The organism is Microbacterium sp. BR1 (assembly GCF_002812725.1).
GTDB lineage: Bacteria > Actinomycetota > Actinomycetes > Actinomycetales > Microbacteriaceae > Microbacterium.
The window spans coordinates 227,361-243,300 of the sequence record NZ_NMUN01000002.1 but is presented as its reverse complement, the minus strand read 5'-3'; the positions used below and the strand labels follow the sequence as shown (position 1 = coordinate 243,300).

Annotated in this window: 13 protein-coding genes; 9 read left to right on the top strand and 4 right to left on the bottom strand. The window is 69.3% G+C overall.

Going from position 1 to position 15,940, the window contains the following annotated elements; genetic code table 11:
• Positions 1-65 precede the first annotated feature (65 nt).
• From CGU35_RS01820 to CGU35_RS01795, 6 genes are all read left to right on the top strand, one after another.
• On the top strand, positions 66-803 hold the full coding sequence (locus CGU35_RS01820; RefSeq protein ID WP_100809929.1) for an ABC transporter ATP-binding protein: 738 nt from the start codon (positions 66-68) through the stop codon (positions 801-803).
• A complete protein-coding gene (locus tag CGU35_RS01815) occupies positions 800-1,588 on the top strand; it encodes an ABC transporter permease (RefSeq protein WP_100809928.1) in 789 nt (262 codons plus the stop codon). The genes CGU35_RS01820 and CGU35_RS01815 overlap by 4 nt, the downstream gene beginning before the upstream one ends.
• Before the next feature lie 46 nt (positions 1,589-1,634).
• Complete coding sequence (locus tag CGU35_RS01810) at positions 1,635-2,783, top strand: hypothetical protein (RefSeq protein ID WP_100809927.1); 1,149 nt, start codon at positions 1,635-1,637, stop codon at positions 2,781-2,783.
• 177 nt (positions 2,784-2,960) lie between these two features.
• Positions 2,961-4,109, top strand: coding sequence for a mandelate racemase/muconate lactonizing enzyme family protein (locus tag CGU35_RS01805; protein WP_100809926.1), 1,149 nt, complete (start codon positions 2,961-2,963; stop codon positions 4,107-4,109).
• A 19-nt stretch (positions 4,110-4,128) separates the two neighbouring features.
• Positions 4,129-5,043, top strand: a complete 915-nt coding sequence (locus CGU35_RS01800; protein ID WP_100809925.1) for an NAD-dependent epimerase/dehydratase family protein — start codon at positions 4,129-4,131, stop codon at positions 5,041-5,043.
• Positions 5,044-5,071: 28 nt separating this feature from the next.
• On the top strand, positions 5,072-7,294 hold the full coding sequence (locus tag CGU35_RS01795; RefSeq protein WP_100809924.1) for a malate synthase G: 2,223 nt from the start codon (positions 5,072-5,074) through the stop codon (positions 7,292-7,294).
• 73 nt (positions 7,295-7,367) lie between these two features.
• Here the strand turns inward: CGU35_RS01795 and CGU35_RS01790 are convergent, their stop codons facing one another.
• Entirely contained in the window at positions 7,368-8,918 is a 1,551-nt protein-coding gene (locus tag CGU35_RS01790) for an HNH endonuclease signature motif containing protein (RefSeq protein WP_157813867.1), read from the bottom strand.
• A gap of 542 nt (positions 8,919-9,460) precedes the next feature.
• Between CGU35_RS01790 and CGU35_RS01785 the strand changes: the two genes are divergently transcribed.
• On the top strand, positions 9,461-10,771 hold the full coding sequence (locus tag CGU35_RS01785; protein WP_100809922.1) for a UDP-glucose dehydrogenase family protein: 1,311 nt from the start codon (positions 9,461-9,463) through the stop codon (positions 10,769-10,771).
• Positions 10,772-10,989: 218 nt separating this feature from the next.
• On the opposite strand, the gene CGU35_RS01780 is transcribed toward CGU35_RS01785, so the two are convergent.
• Positions 10,990-12,561: a helix-turn-helix transcriptional regulator gene (locus tag CGU35_RS01780; protein ID WP_157813866.1), complete on the bottom strand. Its 1,572-nt coding sequence runs from the start codon at positions 12,559-12,561 to the stop codon at positions 10,990-10,992.
• A 113-nt stretch (positions 12,562-12,674) separates the two neighbouring features.
• Positions 12,675-13,412, bottom strand: coding sequence for an endonuclease/exonuclease/phosphatase family protein (locus tag CGU35_RS01775; protein WP_100809920.1), 738 nt, complete (start codon positions 13,410-13,412; stop codon positions 12,675-12,677).
• A gap of 149 nt (positions 13,413-13,561) precedes the next feature.
• Between CGU35_RS01775 and CGU35_RS01770 the strand changes: the two genes are divergently transcribed.
• Positions 13,562-14,401, top strand: coding sequence for an alpha/beta fold hydrolase (locus CGU35_RS01770; protein WP_100809919.1), 840 nt, complete (start codon positions 13,562-13,564; stop codon positions 14,399-14,401).
• 1 nt (position 14,402) lies between these two features.
• The gene (locus CGU35_RS01765; RefSeq protein ID WP_198519491.1) at positions 14,403-14,999 is read left to right on the top strand and encodes a TetR/AcrR family transcriptional regulator; all 597 of its coding nucleotides are present in this window, start codon (positions 14,403-14,405) and stop codon (positions 14,997-14,999) included.
• On the opposite strand, the gene truA is transcribed toward CGU35_RS01765, so the two are convergent.
• Positions 15,000-15,869, bottom strand: a complete 870-nt coding sequence (gene truA, locus CGU35_RS01760; RefSeq protein ID WP_100809917.1) for a tRNA pseudouridine(38-40) synthase TruA — start codon at positions 15,867-15,869, stop codon at positions 15,000-15,002. It abuts the gene before it with no gap.
• Between the last annotated feature and the right edge of the window lie 71 nt (positions 15,870-15,940).

The window sequence follows — 15,940 nt, the reverse complement described above, 5'->3', positions numbered from 1 at the left end:
AGCTGAAATCACCCCGAAACATCCCGAGACAATATTGATCTTGTCAATATTTCTCAGGAGGATCGATGGCCGGCGCACAGCTTGTCTTCTCGGACGTCGCGATGCGGTTCCCGAACGGAACCGTCGCGCTGGACGACGTCAACCTGTCGATCCGGCCCGGCGAATTCGTCGCCCTCCTCGGACCGTCCGGGTGCGGCAAGTCCACCCTCCTGCGGTTGGCGTCGGGGCTGGACGTGGCGACGTCCGGACACACCGAGACCGACACCGATCGCATCGGCTATGTCTTCCAGGACGCGACGCTGCTGCCCTGGCTGAACGTCGAACGCAACGTGGCGCTGTTCGGCGAGCTCGATCACCTGCCCCAGGCAGGAGTATCGCGGCGCGTGGAGCACGCCCTCGACCTGGTCGGGCTCACGAGGTTCGCCAAGCACCTACCCCACCAGCTCTCCGGCGGCATGCGCATGCGCGCCTCGCTCGCCCGTTCACTCGTCAACAACCCTGCTCTGTTCCTCTTCGACGAGCCCTTCGGTGCGCTCGATGAATTCACGCGCGAGAAGCTGAACGACGACGTGCGCGCCCTCTGGCGCGATGAGGGGTTCACGGGTGTGTTCGTGACGCACTCGATCGCCGAGGCCGTGTACATGGCGACGAGGGTGATCGTGATGGGAGCCGCGCCCGGCCGCATCATCGGCGAGTACGCCGTTCCCTTCGGCGACGAACGAGACGAGCACACCCGCTACTCCCCCGAGTTCGCCGAGCTGTCGGCCGAGATCTCCGATCTGCTGAAGGCGGCGATGGTATGAGTCGCGTGTCCGTCAAGTCCGTCCTGCTGCCCGTCGCGTTCGCGACCGCGGTGCTGGCGCTCTGGTACGTCACCAGCGCGTTCCTCTTGTCGCCGTCGAAGCGGTTCATCCTGCCGATGCCACACGAGATCCTCGTCGTGGCTTTCCTCGACCCGGCCAACCTGAGCGATCTGCTGCGTCAGCTGGGCACGACGGCGGTCGTCGCGATGACCGGCCTCGCGATCGCTGCGGCGATCGGCATCATCACGGCGATCCTGATGAGCCAGGCGAAGTGGGTCGAGACGACGCTCTACCCCTACGCCGTCGCGCTGCAGAGCGTGCCGATCCTCGCGCTCGTGCCGCTGATCGCCTTCGCGCTGGGATACGGATTCGGCAGCCGCATCCTCGTCGTGATCCTGATCGCGCTCTTCCCGATCGTCACGAACACCCTCTTCGGGCTCCACTCGGCGAACGCGCAGATGAAGGACCTGTTCCGGCTCAAGCGGGCAAGCCGATGGACGATGATGTGGCGTCTGCAGTTCCCCGCCGCACTCCCCGCCCTCTTCACGGGGCTGCGCATCTCGGCCGGGATGGCCGTCGTCGGTGCGATCGTGGCCGATTTCTTCTTCCGCCAGGGCAACTCCGGCATCGGTCTCGCCATCGACACCTACCGCAACCGCCTCGACGGCGAGATGCTCTACGGCGCCATCCTGCTGGCGTCGCTGTTCGGCCTCGTCGTCTTCTGGCTCTTCGGCCTTCTCTCGCGCCTCGTCGTCGGCTCGTGGTACCAGCCCGACACGCGCTGATCCGGTCCTGCTCCACCCACACCACCCGAAATCACCTGGAGATCACATGAACCGCACCCGTTTTCTCGTGTCCACCGTCGGAATCGGGGCCGCCCTCACGGTCGCCCTCGCCGGCTGCAGCAGCCCCGAGCCCACGGCGCAGGACGCCGAAGCCGCCGGCGGCGAGGGCGCGCTCGGCGCGTGCCCCGCGACGGTCGTGCTGCAGACGAACTGGTTCCCCGAGCCCGAGCACTCCGCCGCGTACGCGCTGATCGACCCCGCCGAAGCGACGACCGATCCCGATGCCGGCATCTACTCGGGTCCGGCCATCGCCGACCCGAACATCACCATCGAGGTGCGCTCGGGAGGACCCTTCATCGGGTTCCAGCAGTCGACGGCCCTGCTGTACTCGGACGACTCGATCATGCTCGCGATGATCGACACCGACGAGTCGGTCAAGCTGTCCGCCGACCAGCCCACGAAGGCGGTGTACACGCCGCTGCAGATCAACCCGCAGATCCTGCTGTGGGACCCCGAGCGCTACTCGTTCGGTGAGATCTCCGACATCGCCGAGAGCGACGCGACGGTGCTCTACTTCCAGGGCGCGACCTACATGGACTACCTCATCGCCCAGGGCGACGTGCGCGCCGATCAGGTGGACGGATCGTTCGACGGCTCGGTCACGCGCCTCGTCGCCGACGAGCCGGTCGTCATGCAGGGCTACATCACGCAGGAGCCCTACCGCCTGAAGGTCGACTTCCCCGACTACGGTCGCGACGTCGATTCCTTCCTCATCGCCGACTCGGGGTACGACATCTACCCGGCCGCGTGGTCGGGCAAGCCCGAGGTCGTCGAGGCGCAGTCCGAGTGCCTCGCGCAGCTCGTCCCCGCCATGCAGCAGGCGCAGATCGACTACATGAACGACCCCGAGCCGGTCAACCAGGCGATCGCAGACTACCTCGTCGAGATCGACCAGTTCTTCCAGGTGACGCCCGAGCTGGGTGCCGAGATCCACCGGGTCATGAAGAACGAGGGCATCGTCGCGGATGGCACGGACGGCGTGTTCGGCTCGTTCGACGCCGAGCGGATGGATCGGATGACCGCACTCCTGGCCGACATCTACGCCGAGTCGGGCGTCGAGATCGCCGAGGGACTCACGGCGGAGGACATCTACACGAACGAATTCCTCGACCCGAGCATCAGCTACGCGGGTTGACGGTGTGGCGGGTGGCGTCCGTTCGGCGCCACCCGCCCGCACCGCCCACCGGCACCACCCACCGGCACCGCCCACCGGCATCGCGGCGAACGGCCGCATCCACCGAAGACCCCACGAACCCGACAGACACCAAGCCCCACCGAGCGCCCGCCCCGCGCGATCGAAAGCAGCAACCTCATGACCACCTCCACCATGACCTCCACGACGACCGCGACGATCGCCTCGATAATTCCCTATCCGCTGCGCCTGCCCACCGACTACGCCGAGATGACGCTGTTCCTCGTGCGCGTCGAGACGAGCGACGGGGTCGTCGGCTGGGGCGAGAGCTGCGACAGCTTCGGCATCTCGTACCCGACGGTGCTCGCGCGTTTCGTCGAGGATGTCTGGGGCCCGGTCGCGGTCGATGCCACCTGCACGGCGGCCCTCGCGGCGCTCGACGCCAAGCGCCGCGCGGTCGCCCGCACGCTCGGCTTCAGCCACTCCGCCGCGCAGTCGCTCGGCGCGGTCGACATCGCGATCCGCGACGCCCAGGCCCGCAGCGCGGGCGTCTCGCTCTCACCGGTCGAGGGACGTGCGAGCGCTCGCCTGCGCGTCTACGCCGGCAACAGCCACTTCCTCGAGTCGCGCGACGCGGCCGGGCATGTCGAGCTGCTCACGCCGCTGCTCGAGCGCGGCGTCTCGATGGTGAAGATGCGCATCGGCCCCGACTGGCGCTCCGCGATGCGCGTGCTGTCGGACCTGCGCACCACCCTCCCCGACATCGATCTCATGGTCGACGGCAGCGAGCTGTTCTCGGTCGCCGAGTCGATCGAGATGGCAGCGCGCCTGGCCGACCTCCGCATCAGCTGGTTCGAAGAGCCCGTGTCGGCGGCCCGGCTCCCCGCGATCGCCCGCATCGCCGCGGCATCGCCGGTGCCCGTGGCGTACGGCGAGCACATCTTCAGCACCGAGCACATGCTCGACACGATGGATGGCGCGGCCATCTCGGTCGTGCAACCCGACGCATCCATCTGCGGCGGAATCGCCGAGGCCGATCTGATGGCGCGCACGGCCCTCGGCCGCGGGGCGCGCGTCGTCATGCACACGCACGGCAGCCCCGTGACGTTCGCCGCCAACGCGCTCGTCGCCTCGGCGATCCCCGGCATCGACCTGATCGAGTACCCGTTCCACCTCTCGCCGATGCTCGAGCGCGTCGCGCCCGACTCCGGGTTCGGGGTCGCGTCGATCGTGGACGGGACGGTCGCGGTGCCGTCCGGCCCCGGGCTCGGGATCGACGTCGACGTCGACGTGATCGAGGCGGGACGCCGGGCGTTCCTCGACGCCTGACTACCGTGGAATCGTGAACATGTCCTTTCCTCAGCGCGTGCTCGTGACCGGATCCCGCGGCAAGGTCGGCCGTCACGTCGTCGCCGCCCTCGTGGCGGCCGGGTTCGACGTGCGGGCGACCGACATCGCCCGGCCCGTGTACGACGCCGACGAAACGAACGTCGCCGCCTACGTGCAGGCCGACCTCACGAACGCCGGTGACGCTTTCGCGGTCGTGCGCGACGTGGACGCGGTCGTGCACACGGCCGGCATCCCCGAGCCGACGAAGAACGTGGCGCACACCGTTTTCGCCACGAACACGCAGTCGACGTTCAACGTGATCGAAGCGATGGAGGCCCGCGGCATCCGGCGCCTGATCAACCTGTCGAGCGACTCGGTGTCGGGCATGACGTGGGCGCATCGGCCGTTCCTCGGGTCGTTCTGCCCGATCGATGAGTCGCATCCCGATCTCGCGCACGACGCGTACGGGATGTCCAAGCGCGTCACCGAGCTGCTGTGCGACGCCTTCGTGGCCCGTGCGGGTGGCGGCGGCGGCGCGAGCGCCGTGTCGATCCGCCCGACATGGGTGTTGACGCCCGAGACGTATGCGGCGAACCTGCGGCCGTTCTTCGACGACCCCGATCTGCCGAGCGCCGTGTTCTGGGCGTACATCGATGTGCGGGATCTCGCCGACCTCGTCGTCGCGTGCCTGCGCACCCCGACCCCGGGGCACGAGGTCGTGTACGCCGCGGCGGCCGACAACATCGGCGGGCGCGACCTGCTCGCGAGCGTCGCCCGCGTGCACCCCGAGGTCGAGCTGCGCCCGGTACCGCGCGTGGATGCGAGCGGCATCGACTCGTCGAAGGCCGCGCGCCTGTTCGGCTGGACGGCGTCGCGTTCGTGGCGCGATCACCTCGCCCCGGACGGCACTCCCCTTTCCCCCTCCGCGCCCTGAGGCGCCACACGATCATCGGACTCTCCCCATGACGGACTACGTCGACGCCGGCAGCGTGCGCGTCGCTCGCCCCCTCTACGAATTCATCGCGAACGAAGCGCTCGCACCGGATGCCTCGGCGTCGGCCTTCTGGGCAGGTTTCGCCGCGATCGTCGAAGACCTCGCGCCCCGCCGCGCCGAACTCCTCGCGGAGCGCGACAGGCTGCAGGCCGAGCTCGACGACTGGCACCGCACACGGCGAACTCGCGACGGTGACGGCCGCACCGACCATGACGACGCCGCCGCGTATCGCGAGCATCTGCTGAAGATCGGATATCTCGTGCCCGAGGTATCGCCGTGTCGCCTCACGACGACGGGCATCGCTCCCGAGCTGAGCTCGCTCGCCGGACCGCAGCTCGTGGTTCCCGTCACCAATCCGCGGTACGCCCTGAACGCCGTGAACGCGCGGTGGGGGTCGCTGTACGACGCGCTGTACGGCACGGATGCGATCGAGCCCGTCCATCCGTCGGCATCCGGATACGACGTCGAGCGGGGCGACCGTGTCGTCGCGCACGTGCGGGACCTGCTCGACGAGTTCGTGCCCCTGGCCGGGGCCGGGAGCACCCATCGCGCTTCGCGGGCGTACACGGTCATCGACGGCGCCCTCGTGATCGCGCTCGCCGACGGGGGCCTGACGAACCTGGCGGACCGCTCGCAGTTCCGCGGATACCGGGGCCGCCCCGAGTCGCCCACGGCGATTCTCCTCGAGCATCACGGCCTGCATCTCGAGCTGCAGTTCGACCCGCAGTCCCCGGTCGGGTCGCGGGACGCGGCGGCACTCCACGACGTGCTGCTCGAGTCCGCCTTGTCGACGATCGTGGACTTCGAGGATTCGGTGGCGACCGTCGACGCCGACGACAAGGTCGCCGCGTACCGCATCTGGCTCGGCCTCAACAGGGGCGACCTCACGCACGCGTTCGAGAAGCGGGGGCGGATCATCGAGCGCGCGCTCGCCGCCGATCGCGAGTATCGCGCCCCGATGGGTGCGCCGATCATCCTGCCCGGGCGCTCGCTCATGCTCGTGCGCAACGTCGGGCTGCACATGGCGACGGATGCCGTGGTCGATGGCGACGGCGAGCCCGTGAGCGAGACGATCGTGGATGCCGTGGTGACGACGCTGTGCGCGCGCCCCATCGGTCGCCCCACCGATGCCACTCACGCGGCGCTCCCCATCGTGGTCCCGAAGCTGCACGGGCCGGACGAGGTGGCGTTCGTCGTCGATCTGTTCGGGCGCGTCGAGGCGCTCCTCGGCCTTGCCCCGCAGACGCTCAAGCTCGGGCTCATGGACGAGGAGCGCCGCACGTCGGCGAACCTCGTCGCGTGTCTGACCGAGGCCCGCTCGCGCCTCGTGTTCGTCAACACCGGCTTTCTCGATCGCTCGGGAGACGAGATCCACACCTCCATTCAGGCCGGTGCGTTCGTACCGAAGGGCGATCTGCGCGATCAGCCCTGGATGCGCGCGTACGAGCGGCGCAACGTCGCGTCCGGGCTTGCGACCGGGTTCGGTGGCCGGGCGCAGATCGGCAAGGGCATGTGGGCGATGCCCGATCGGATGGCGGCGATGCTCGCGCAGAAGGTCGCGCATCCGCTCGCCGGGGCGTCGACCGCGTGGGTCCCGTCGCCGACGGCGGCGACCCTGCACGCCCTGCACTACCTGCGGGTGGACGTGTTCGAGCGGCAGGCGCAGCTCGTGGCAGAGCCCACGGATCCCCTCGACGATCTCCTGACGATCCCGCTCGGTGACCCGGGGTCCTGGTCTGTCGATGGGATCCAGCGCGAGCTCGAGAACAATCTGCAGTCGATCCTCGGCTACGTCGTGCGGTGGGTGGACCAGGGCGTCGGATGCTCGACGGTTCCCGACATCGAGGGCGTGGGGCTGATGGAAGACCGCGCGACGTTGCGGATCTCGAGTCAGCATGTCGCGAACTGGCTGCTGCACGCAGTCGTGACGGAGGATCAGGTGCGCACGACGATGGAACGGATGGCCGAGGTCGTCGATGCGCAGAATGCCGGCGACGCGGGGTATCGGCCGATGACCGATGACCTGGCGTCGAGTCTGGCCTACGCGGCCGCGCTCGAGCTCGTGTTCGGCGGCACGGCCGCCGCGAACGGGTACACCGAGCCCGTGCTGCACCGCTTCCGCCGTGCCGCGAAGGACCGGGACCGAGTGCGAGACAACGCCGCGGACACCGTGAGTCCCACACGCGCCTGAGGGTGGGCAGCACGGCTCCCTTTACCTCTCGCTCCCCCTCTCCCCCCTCCCCCCTCTCCCTCTCCCTCTCCCTCTACCGCGATCGCGATCGCTGGAGGAGCCGGCCTTCGGGCGATCCATCCTGCGTGCGGAGCCCGTCGGGCGGGGCGCCTCCGTGTCGGCTTGCGTCGACGCGCACTCTTCGCCGCAACCGTGACCCCGCGGCGGGTCGCCATCTTCGCTCCGGATCCCACCAGGCGGGCCCGCGAATGTGCGGCACCCCGTCGATCATCATCACCGACCACCCGGATGTCGCCAAGGTTCTGTGGTGGTGCCAGCAGAGCAAGACACCGTTGTCTGTGTGCGTCGGTCCACCTAGCGCATGGTCTGTCGCGTGGTGGATCTCACACCATCCGGCCGGAACCTGGCAGCCCGGGATCACACAACCACCGTCGCGCAGACTGATCGCCTTGCGCTGGATGGCGGTGAAGACCCGATCCGCCACACCGAGTCCCACGATCCGGCCCCGATCGTTCAGTGTCACGCGTTGGATGCTCCCACTGCACGCGACCCGCTCCGCTACCCCGATGCCGACAGGCTCGCCGATGCCCTCGACCTCGGCCCATCCCGTTCCCGCGACCAGATCCTCTTCGCGCGCGTAGACGACGAGCGTCGGCGCACCGCCACCGACCGTGGGCAGCTCGCCCGACCGAGCCGCGACGTCGAGCGACGTCGCCAGCGCGTCGTGCATCTTCTGCGCGCGCGTCCGGGTGTCGCGGGGGTCGGCGACCGCATCGTCCAGACCACCAGCACCAGCACCGCCGCCGCCAGCACCATCGGCACCACCGTCCGGCGCGAACCCGACCCCAGCCCGAACCCTGGGGTTCGACAGCGCGTCGCAGGTGCGCTGCCACTGTGCGGCGACCTCGGCGAGCACGTCGCCGCTGACCCGCGCCAGCCCATCGCGCACGGGACCGACCGTCAGGCCGCGCCGCCGCATCGCCGACGCCTCGATGGGCTCCGCGCCGTCCTGGTCGAGCACGCTCGCCCACACCTGCGCCAGCACCCGCAACTCGTTCGCCGACGCATGCGGTCCGGTCTCGACCGCACCCGTCGCGACATCGCGCGTCACGCCCAGCGCCGCCTCGCCCAACGCCGCGTCCGCGACGAGCAGAGCGTCTCGATCGATGCGAGCGGATGCCTCGACCAGAACGGACGCCGCAGCCACACCGTCGCTCCCCACAGCACCCGCGATCATCGCGTCGCGCAGCGCGGGCAGAGGCGCGGGCAACCACTCCCCCGACGTCATCGAACGCTCGCGATGCACCACCCCGGCCGCACGCACCAGCGCGCCGGCCGATGCCCCCGACACGCGGGTCGCCCGCTGCACGACCTCCACCACCGACCCACACCCCGCGCGCGTGGTCATCCGCTCATCTCGCGGACCCGCCGATCGCCCGCGCACCACGTCCGTCGCCTCGACCAAGAACCCCTCGACCCGCCGCAGGATCGATCCCGCGACCGCCATCGCCTCGAGCACGTGAGCATCGGATGCCTCGTGCACCGCATCGCTCGCGAACACCGGCGCGAGGGCCGCGGCGAGCGCAGCATCCACGTCTCGGAGTGCCTCGAGATCCGGTTCCATAACTCCATTCTGGCGAGGGCCACCGACATTAGCGGCGCGCAGAACGGCCAGATCGGAGGAACAATCTGAACCCGTGGAGAAAGCAGAAAGAGCCCGCCTGTGGAGGACTCGACGTGCGCATTCGACAGGACCGGAGCATCCGCGAACAGCATGCTGCCACGCTAGTACCGACGGATGCCTCGACCGAGCAGGCCGCACGCCACGAGCGAGATGCCGGCCGCGCGACACCTCGTTGGCGGGTCCGCCGAGAGCCATCGAACCTCCTTCTCTTCGCGCCTTTCGTGTTCCTCATCACGCTGGTCCTGCGCCGTGCGCGCGAAGCGGCACTGCCACCCGGCGGTGACGATCGCGGCGGAATCCCGGCTGAGCCTGCTGGTCGTGCTGGCCCGGTTCACCCGCCGGCAGGCCGCGCTGCCGACACAAGTGTTCGCGCGGCGTTCACGCGCAGGTCGTGAGCCCTGCATACGCTCGCGGATCATGTCGGCACCTGCCCTCCAGAGCGTGCGCGTTCCACCGAGTCCCCGCCCCCGCCGAGGACTCGCGTGCGACTGTCGGTGATCGGGTGCGGATACCTCGGTGCCGTCCACGCAGCAGCGATGGCGCACATCGGACACGACGTCATCGGCGTCGACGTCGACGACTCGAAGATCGAGGTGCTCTCGCGCGGAGACGCCCCATTATTCGAACCGCGCCTGAAGGAGATGCTCCAGGCGGGTATCGCATCCGGCAATCTGCGGTTCACGACCGACATCTCGAACGCTCGTGGCGCCGCGGTGCACTTCGTCGGAGTCGGGACTCCCCAGCGTGCGGACGGCTATGCGGCCGACCTGACCTACGTCGACGCGGCGTTCGATGCGCTCGTCCCGCACCTCTCACCCGGCGACGTCGTAGCCGGTAAGTCGACCGTCCCCGTCGGGACCGCGACCCGGCTTGCCCCCACGGTGTCATCCACGGGCGCCACCCTCGTCTGGAACCCCGAGTTCTTGCGCGAGGGATGGGCCGTGCAGGACACGATCGACCCGGACCGACTGGTCGTCGGGGTCCCGACGGACCTTTCCGGCGAGCGCGCGGCCGATGTCCTGCGAGAGGTCTACCACCCGGCCGTTGCGCTGGGCACGCCGTTTCTCGTCACCGACTACGCCACGGCCGAGCTCGTCAAGGTAGCGGCCAACGCCTTCCTCGCCACGAAGATCTCGTTCATCAACGCGATGGCCGAGATCGCCGAGGTCACGGGCGCGGACGTGACCCAGCTCGCCGACGCGATCGGGCATGACGTGCGCATCGGGCGTCGCTTCCTGGGCGCCGGAATCGGGTTCGGTGGCGGATGCCTGCCGAAAGACATCCGCGCCTTCGCTGCGCGGGCGGAAGAGCTGGGGCGTGGCGAGTCGGTCGCGTTCCTGCGCGAGGTCGACGCGATCAACCTGCGACGCCGCGACCGCGCTGTCGATCTCGTCATTGCCGCCCTTGGGGGCTCGGTCTTCAAGAAGAACGTCACGGTGCTGGGCGCAGCGTTCAAGCCGCACAGCGACGATGTGCGAGACTCCCCCGCCCTGGATGTCGCCGTACGTCTGCGCGGACTCGGCGCGTGGGTCACGGTGACCGACCCGCAGGCCATCGCGAACGCCGAGCGGCTGCATCCGCAACTCGACTTCGTCGCCGACCGCGATGAAGCCCTGCGCGGCGCCGACGTCGTCGTGGTCGTGACCGAGTGGGACGAGTACAGACGCGACCTCGCGCCCGAGCACGCGGCCTCGCTCGTCTCGTCGCCGGTCATCGTGGACGGGCGCAACTGCCTCGACGCTTCGGCGTGGCGTGCCGCGGGATGGACGTACCACGGCATGGGACGGCCCTGAGGATCTCGGGCGTCGTGAACGAGCACGCTCCGCGGGTCGGGCGGTGTGACAGGCGGTTCGGACCCGTCCCCCCGGATACGGCCCGAACCGCCTGTCACACCCCCGCTCGGCGCAGGGCGTTCGACGAGAAACATTAGAGCGCCCTCATAAAAGCTCCACGGGCTTTCGGGAGATATCACCCCCGAACCGCCCCGAATTCACCCGTGCGGGCGCCGTCGTCAGAGCGTGCGAGCGAGAGCGGCGGCCTCGCCGCGGCTGTGCACGCCGAGTTTCCGATAGAGGCTGCGGGTGAGGGTCTTGACCGTGTTGAGACTGATGAAGAGCGACTCCGCGATCTGGGCGAACTGCCGACCCTCGGCGATGAGGACGAGCAGCTCGCGCTCCCGCCGTGTGAGCGCCGCCATGTTCGCGCTCTCTGCTGGACCAGGACGTGCTGCTTCGGCGGCGTCAGCAACGGTCGCGAGAGCCGGAATGCGCAGACCCGACAGCTCGGCGAGCGCCCGGAGGTCTGCCGCGCCGATGGTGCCGTAGCTGCGGAGCAACCCCTCGTGAGCGATGAGAGCGTGGGCGCGACAGAACGCGGAGCGGGCGGCATCCGATCCCCCGAGCGCGAACTCCGAGGCCGCCAGAATCAACTGGGCCGCGGCCTCGTCACGCACCGGCGGGGACGCGGCGAGCGCCGTTCGAGCGAGCCCCCTCGCTGCCGCGAACGAACCAGATCTGCAGAGGGCGCTGGCTTGACGCACGATGTCCGTTGGGCTGGGCGCTTCGGGGCTCGCCGCGGGGATGGGGGGCTCGCACGGCTCGATCTCTCGCTCGATGGCGTCGGCGGCACGCACGAGATAACGGCGGTTTGCACCCTCGTCGTACAGCTTGCGCGCGCGGCGCTCCGTCTCGCCGACGAAGTCGTGACGGATCATCAGGGGTGCGATCGGTCCACGGGCGATCATCGCCCGCACCCACAGCAGCGCCGCCCAATATTCGCCGATCCCGTTGTCGTCGATCCGGGCCAGCGCGCGCTCGGCGAGCTCGTCGTCGAGCTGGTCAGCGGCGATCAACGCATCGGTCAGGTGCAGGACCGCTCCGTGTCGCGGGCTGACGCGGCCGGTGGCGCGCGCGCGGGCGAGCCACTCTCGTGCATCGGAGAGGCGACCGCGCTCCGCGAGCAGCCACGCCAACGAAGCTGCCGCGCGCCCCGCGACCTCGGTCTGCCCGGTTATCGTGCCGAGATGATGGCTCTGCTCGTATTCGACAATGGCGCCGTCCGCATCGGCGGCTTCCCGGCAGCGCCCCCACTGGAGCATCAGATGCGGCAACGCCTCGCGGGCGCGCCCGCGCGCAGACTCGTCGGCGCGCTCCAGCGTGCGTCGCGCCTCGGCGGAACGCAGCCGCGCCGTGTCGAGCCCGCCCTCCGCACGTGCCCCGGCCGCGCGGCCCGTCAACGCGATGAGAGAATCCAGCAGTTCGCGGGGCTCACGGGCGCCGCCGTAGGTGTCACGCGCACCGTCGTGGAATCGCCCCGCGCCTTGACCTGACGCCACCTGCTGGAGGTAGTCAGCGGCGATCAACATGCTGGGTCGTTCGACGAAGACCTCGCCCGGCAGACCCTTCAGCGCCTCGAGCATCACCCGGGGGACGCGCGTGGCGTACAGATCCCAGTGGCGCTGGAAGACATCGGCTGCGGCCCGCCAGCCATGGTCGCGAGCAGCATCCTCGATCGCGGAACGCAGGCGCTCGGGCTCGACGACCACCCTGTCACGCGCAGAATCGACCTGCTCTTCGTCGCTCATGGGAGTGACCACCCTTCGACGCATTCAACCCCGGCAGAGGGCGCGGCGATCGGTCGGGCCCTCTCATGAGACGCGCGTCCGGGCGTTTCATGACGCGAGTGGAGCCAGCGGAATCAGGCGCTCGCTCTGGGCATCAGGGGCACGTCCGCTGTCGTCGCGTCATGGACGGTGGCCGTCGTCGCAGCCACAGCTCTGCCCGTCACGAGGATCGGTTTGTGGTCAGACCGGCCCTGCGGCAGGGTCCGCACCTTCTCGATCTCGAAACCTACCGACGTCGCGAAATCGTAGTGCCCCCGGAAGAAGCGGTAGCGGGTGTAGGTGCGGGCGTCGCTCAGGTTCAACTCGTAGCCCTGATCACGGATGCGCTGGCCGAGGTTCTCTTTGAATACCGGGTAGTTGTAGTCGCCGACCATGAGGGTGGGCAGGCCCGGTCCGAGCGCATCGAGTTCGTCGAGCGCCGTACGGATCTGGTGGCGGCGCAGTGAGTTCAGAGCCGTCAGCGGTGCGGCGTGAAACGAGGCGACGATCATCTGGTGGCCCGCGTCGATGTCGTGCAGGCGGACGCCGAGCAGCCGCTCCTCGGCGGGCTTGAGGACGCGGTCGTGCAAGGACTTCTTCAGGCTCATCGCCCGTACGGCCTCAGCACGGTAGGTGTTCTCACGGAAGTACACCGCGAGTCCGAGGCGATTGCGACTCGTCGCATCCGCCAGCGTCAGTCCGTGGATCGTGCTCGGGATGTCGGTGGAGTCACATTCCTGCAGGCAGAGCACATCGGGTTCGTAGCGCTCGGCGAGCGCCGCGAGCTCGGTTGCCGCACGATGCTTGCGCAGGTTGTAAGAGATGACCTTCATACCGCCACCAGGATAGGCGCGGGACGTTACCGGCGGGTGACGTCCGGCTCGCCATCGCGGGGTTCTTTGACAACTCCCAGGTGAGCCCCATCGCGCGCTGACCACTTAAGCTATTGACAATAGCTGGTAGATGATGGAGTCTAGCTTTCATGACTTCCTCCTCCGCTTCGGTTTCGGACGCCGCGACGCGCTACCTGGCCCGTCCCGAGGGGCGCATCGGATACGACGTCCAGGGGTCGGGGCCGCTGCTCGTACTCGTTCCCGGCATGGGCGAGCTGCGCTCGTCCTACCGTCACCTCACTCCCCTGCTCGTCGAGGCGGGCTACCGGGTCGCAACGACCGATCTGCGCGGTCATGGCGACAGCGACACGTCGTTCTCGTCGTATGGCGACGTCGCGACGGCGGGTGACATCTCGGCCCTGATCGCGGATCTCGGTGGCAGTGCCGTGATCGTCGGGAACTCGCTCGCGGCGGGAGCCGCCGTGATCGTCGCGGCGGAACACCCGGAACAGGTGACGGGTCTCGTGCTCGTGGGTCCGTTCGTGCGCAACCCGCCGGTGAGCGCCATCACGCGCGCGCTGTTCCGGGCGATGATGGCGCCGCTCTGGATCGCCAGCGTCTGGAAGAGCTACATGCCCACGCTGTACGCCGGCCAGAAGCCCGCCGACTTCGAGCAGTACCGCACCGCGGTCATCGCCAGCCTGCGGCGCCCGGCATACGGCAAGGCGTTCTCGCTCACGACCCAGCAGACCGACCACGATCCGGCCGAGGCCGCGCTCGATGCCGTGGCCGCACCGGCGCTCGTCGTGATGGGCGACCGGGACCCGGACTTCAGGGACCCCGCGGCCGAGGCACGATGGATCGGCGACGCCCTGAAGGGCGAGGTCGTGATGGTCGCCGAGGCGGGGCACTACCCGCATGCGCAGCAGCCCGACATCACCGCGGACGCCGTGCTGCGCTTCCTCGAGAGAGTGACGCACGGTGCCTAGGGTGGGCCTCACCCGCGACCGGGTCGTCGCCGAGGCGGCGATCATGGCCGACGAGGTCGGTCTCAGTCGACTGACACTCGCCGCATTGGCCGAGAAGCTGGGTGTGCGCCAGCCCTCGCTCTACAAGCACATCGACTCGATGGCGGGTTTGCAGCGGAGCATCTCGCTCCGGTCCCAGCGCGAGCTCGGCGACGTGCTCGCCCGAGCCGCGGTCGGGCGAGCGGGCACCGACGCGATCCACGCGATGTCGCACGCCTACCGAGGCTGGGCCCTGCTGCATCCCGCACGCTACGAAGCGTCACAGATGGCACCCATCCCCGGGGATCTCGAAAGCGAGTCCACCGCGAGCGCGGTCGTCCAGGTCATCGCCGACGTTCTCGCCGCCTACCGCCTCGAGGGCGACGACGCGGTGGACGCGATCCGCGCATTCCGGTCGGCCCTGCACGGATTCGTCGCGCTCGAGGCCCAGGGCGGCTTCGCCCTGTCAGCCTCGATCGAGCGCAGCTTCGAGCGCCTGGTGCACGGCTTCACCGTGGCGCTGACACGCTGGACCGAAGAGTCCGAGACTCTTTCGTCCCCCGGCGTCGACGGGACCTGATCACTCCTCGTCGCGACGGGCGCGGGTCACCTCGGCGCGCGAGGCGAGCTGATCGTCGGCGGGGTAGCCGACCTCCATCAGGGTGAGTCCCCGCGCCGCGAGCACGGGGAACGCGCTCGTCCGCTCCCCCGCATCCCGCAGACTCGCGACATCCTCGACGCTCAACCGGCCGCGCCCGACCGAGACGCACGCGCCGACGAGGGCGCGCACCATGCTGTGACAGAACGCGTCCGCCCGCACGTTCGCGATCAGGACGCCTTCGTCGTTGCGCCGCCAGTCGAACTCCAGCAGGGTACGGATCGTCGTGGCGCCCTCTCGGGGGCGGCAGTACGCGGCGAAGTCATGCAGTCCGATCAGCGACCGCGCCGCGGCATCCATCGCCGCCACGTCCAGGTGAGCGTTGACACTCGTCGTGCGGGTGCGCTCGAGGGGGTCATAACCGGCCGTGGAATCGGCAATGCGATACGCGTATCGGCGCCACACGGCCGAGAACCGGGCGTCGAACCCATCCGGAGCCTCACGGATGCCGCGGACCGTGACATCCGCGTACTTGCCCAGCACGCCGCGCACCCTCTGCGCGAGCAGGTCGAGGGGTGTGCCGTACTTCGGGCGCGACCGACCGAGGGCTTCGAGGAGCCGTGTGTCGAGATCGAGGTGCGCGACCTGACCGGCGGCGTGCACGCCCGCGTCGGTACGCCCCGCCACGACGAGCCGAGGCATCTTGCCGTGCGCGTGACCGGGAATGTGTCCGGACCCGAGCACGCGGGCGAGCGCATCCTCGAGTGTGCCCTGGACGGTACGCAGGTTCGTCTGGCGGGCCCAGCCGCGAAAATGCGTGCCGTCGTAGGCGATGTCGAGGCGGATCCGCACCCGGACAGCCTATTGCCGCGCGCGACGAGCCATTCGTTCTCGCGGTGTCGGTGCCCCCGACGTAAACTTGG

What these genes read in the sequence shown, in the direction of transcription:
- CGU35_RS01805 (WP_100809926.1), top strand. Translation starts at nt 2,961, where the DNA reads ATGACCACCTCCACCATGACCTCCACGACGACCGCGACGATCGCCTCG.
- CGU35_RS01820 (WP_100809929.1), top strand. Translation starts at nt 66, where the DNA reads ATGGCCGGCGCACAGCTTGTCTTCTCGGACGTCGCGATGCGGTTCCCG.
- CGU35_RS01800 (WP_100809925.1), top strand. Translation starts at nt 4,129, where the DNA reads ATGTCCTTTCCTCAGCGCGTGCTCGTGACCGGATCCCGCGGCAAGGTC.
- CGU35_RS01790 (WP_157813867.1), bottom strand. Translation starts at nt 8,918, where the DNA reads ATGGAACCGGATCTCGAGGCACTCCGAGACGTGGATGCTGCGCTCGCC.
- CGU35_RS01810 (WP_100809927.1), top strand. Translation starts at nt 1,635, where the DNA reads ATGAACCGCACCCGTTTTCTCGTGTCCACCGTCGGAATCGGGGCCGCC.
- CGU35_RS01795 (WP_100809924.1), top strand. Translation starts at nt 5,072, where the DNA reads ATGACGGACTACGTCGACGCCGGCAGCGTGCGCGTCGCTCGCCCCCTC.
- CGU35_RS01815 (WP_100809928.1), top strand. Translation starts at nt 800, where the DNA reads ATGAGTCGCGTGTCCGTCAAGTCCGTCCTGCTGCCCGTCGCGTTCGCG.
- CGU35_RS01770 (WP_100809919.1), top strand. Translation starts at nt 13,562, where the DNA reads ATGACTTCCTCCTCCGCTTCGGTTTCGGACGCCGCGACGCGCTACCTG.
- CGU35_RS01775 (WP_100809920.1), bottom strand. Translation starts at nt 13,412, where the DNA reads ATGAAGGTCATCTCTTACAACCTGCGCAAGCATCGTGCGGCAACCGAG.
- CGU35_RS01780 (WP_157813866.1), bottom strand. Translation starts at nt 12,561, where the DNA reads ATGAGCGACGAAGAGCAGGTCGATTCTGCGCGTGACAGGGTGGTCGTC.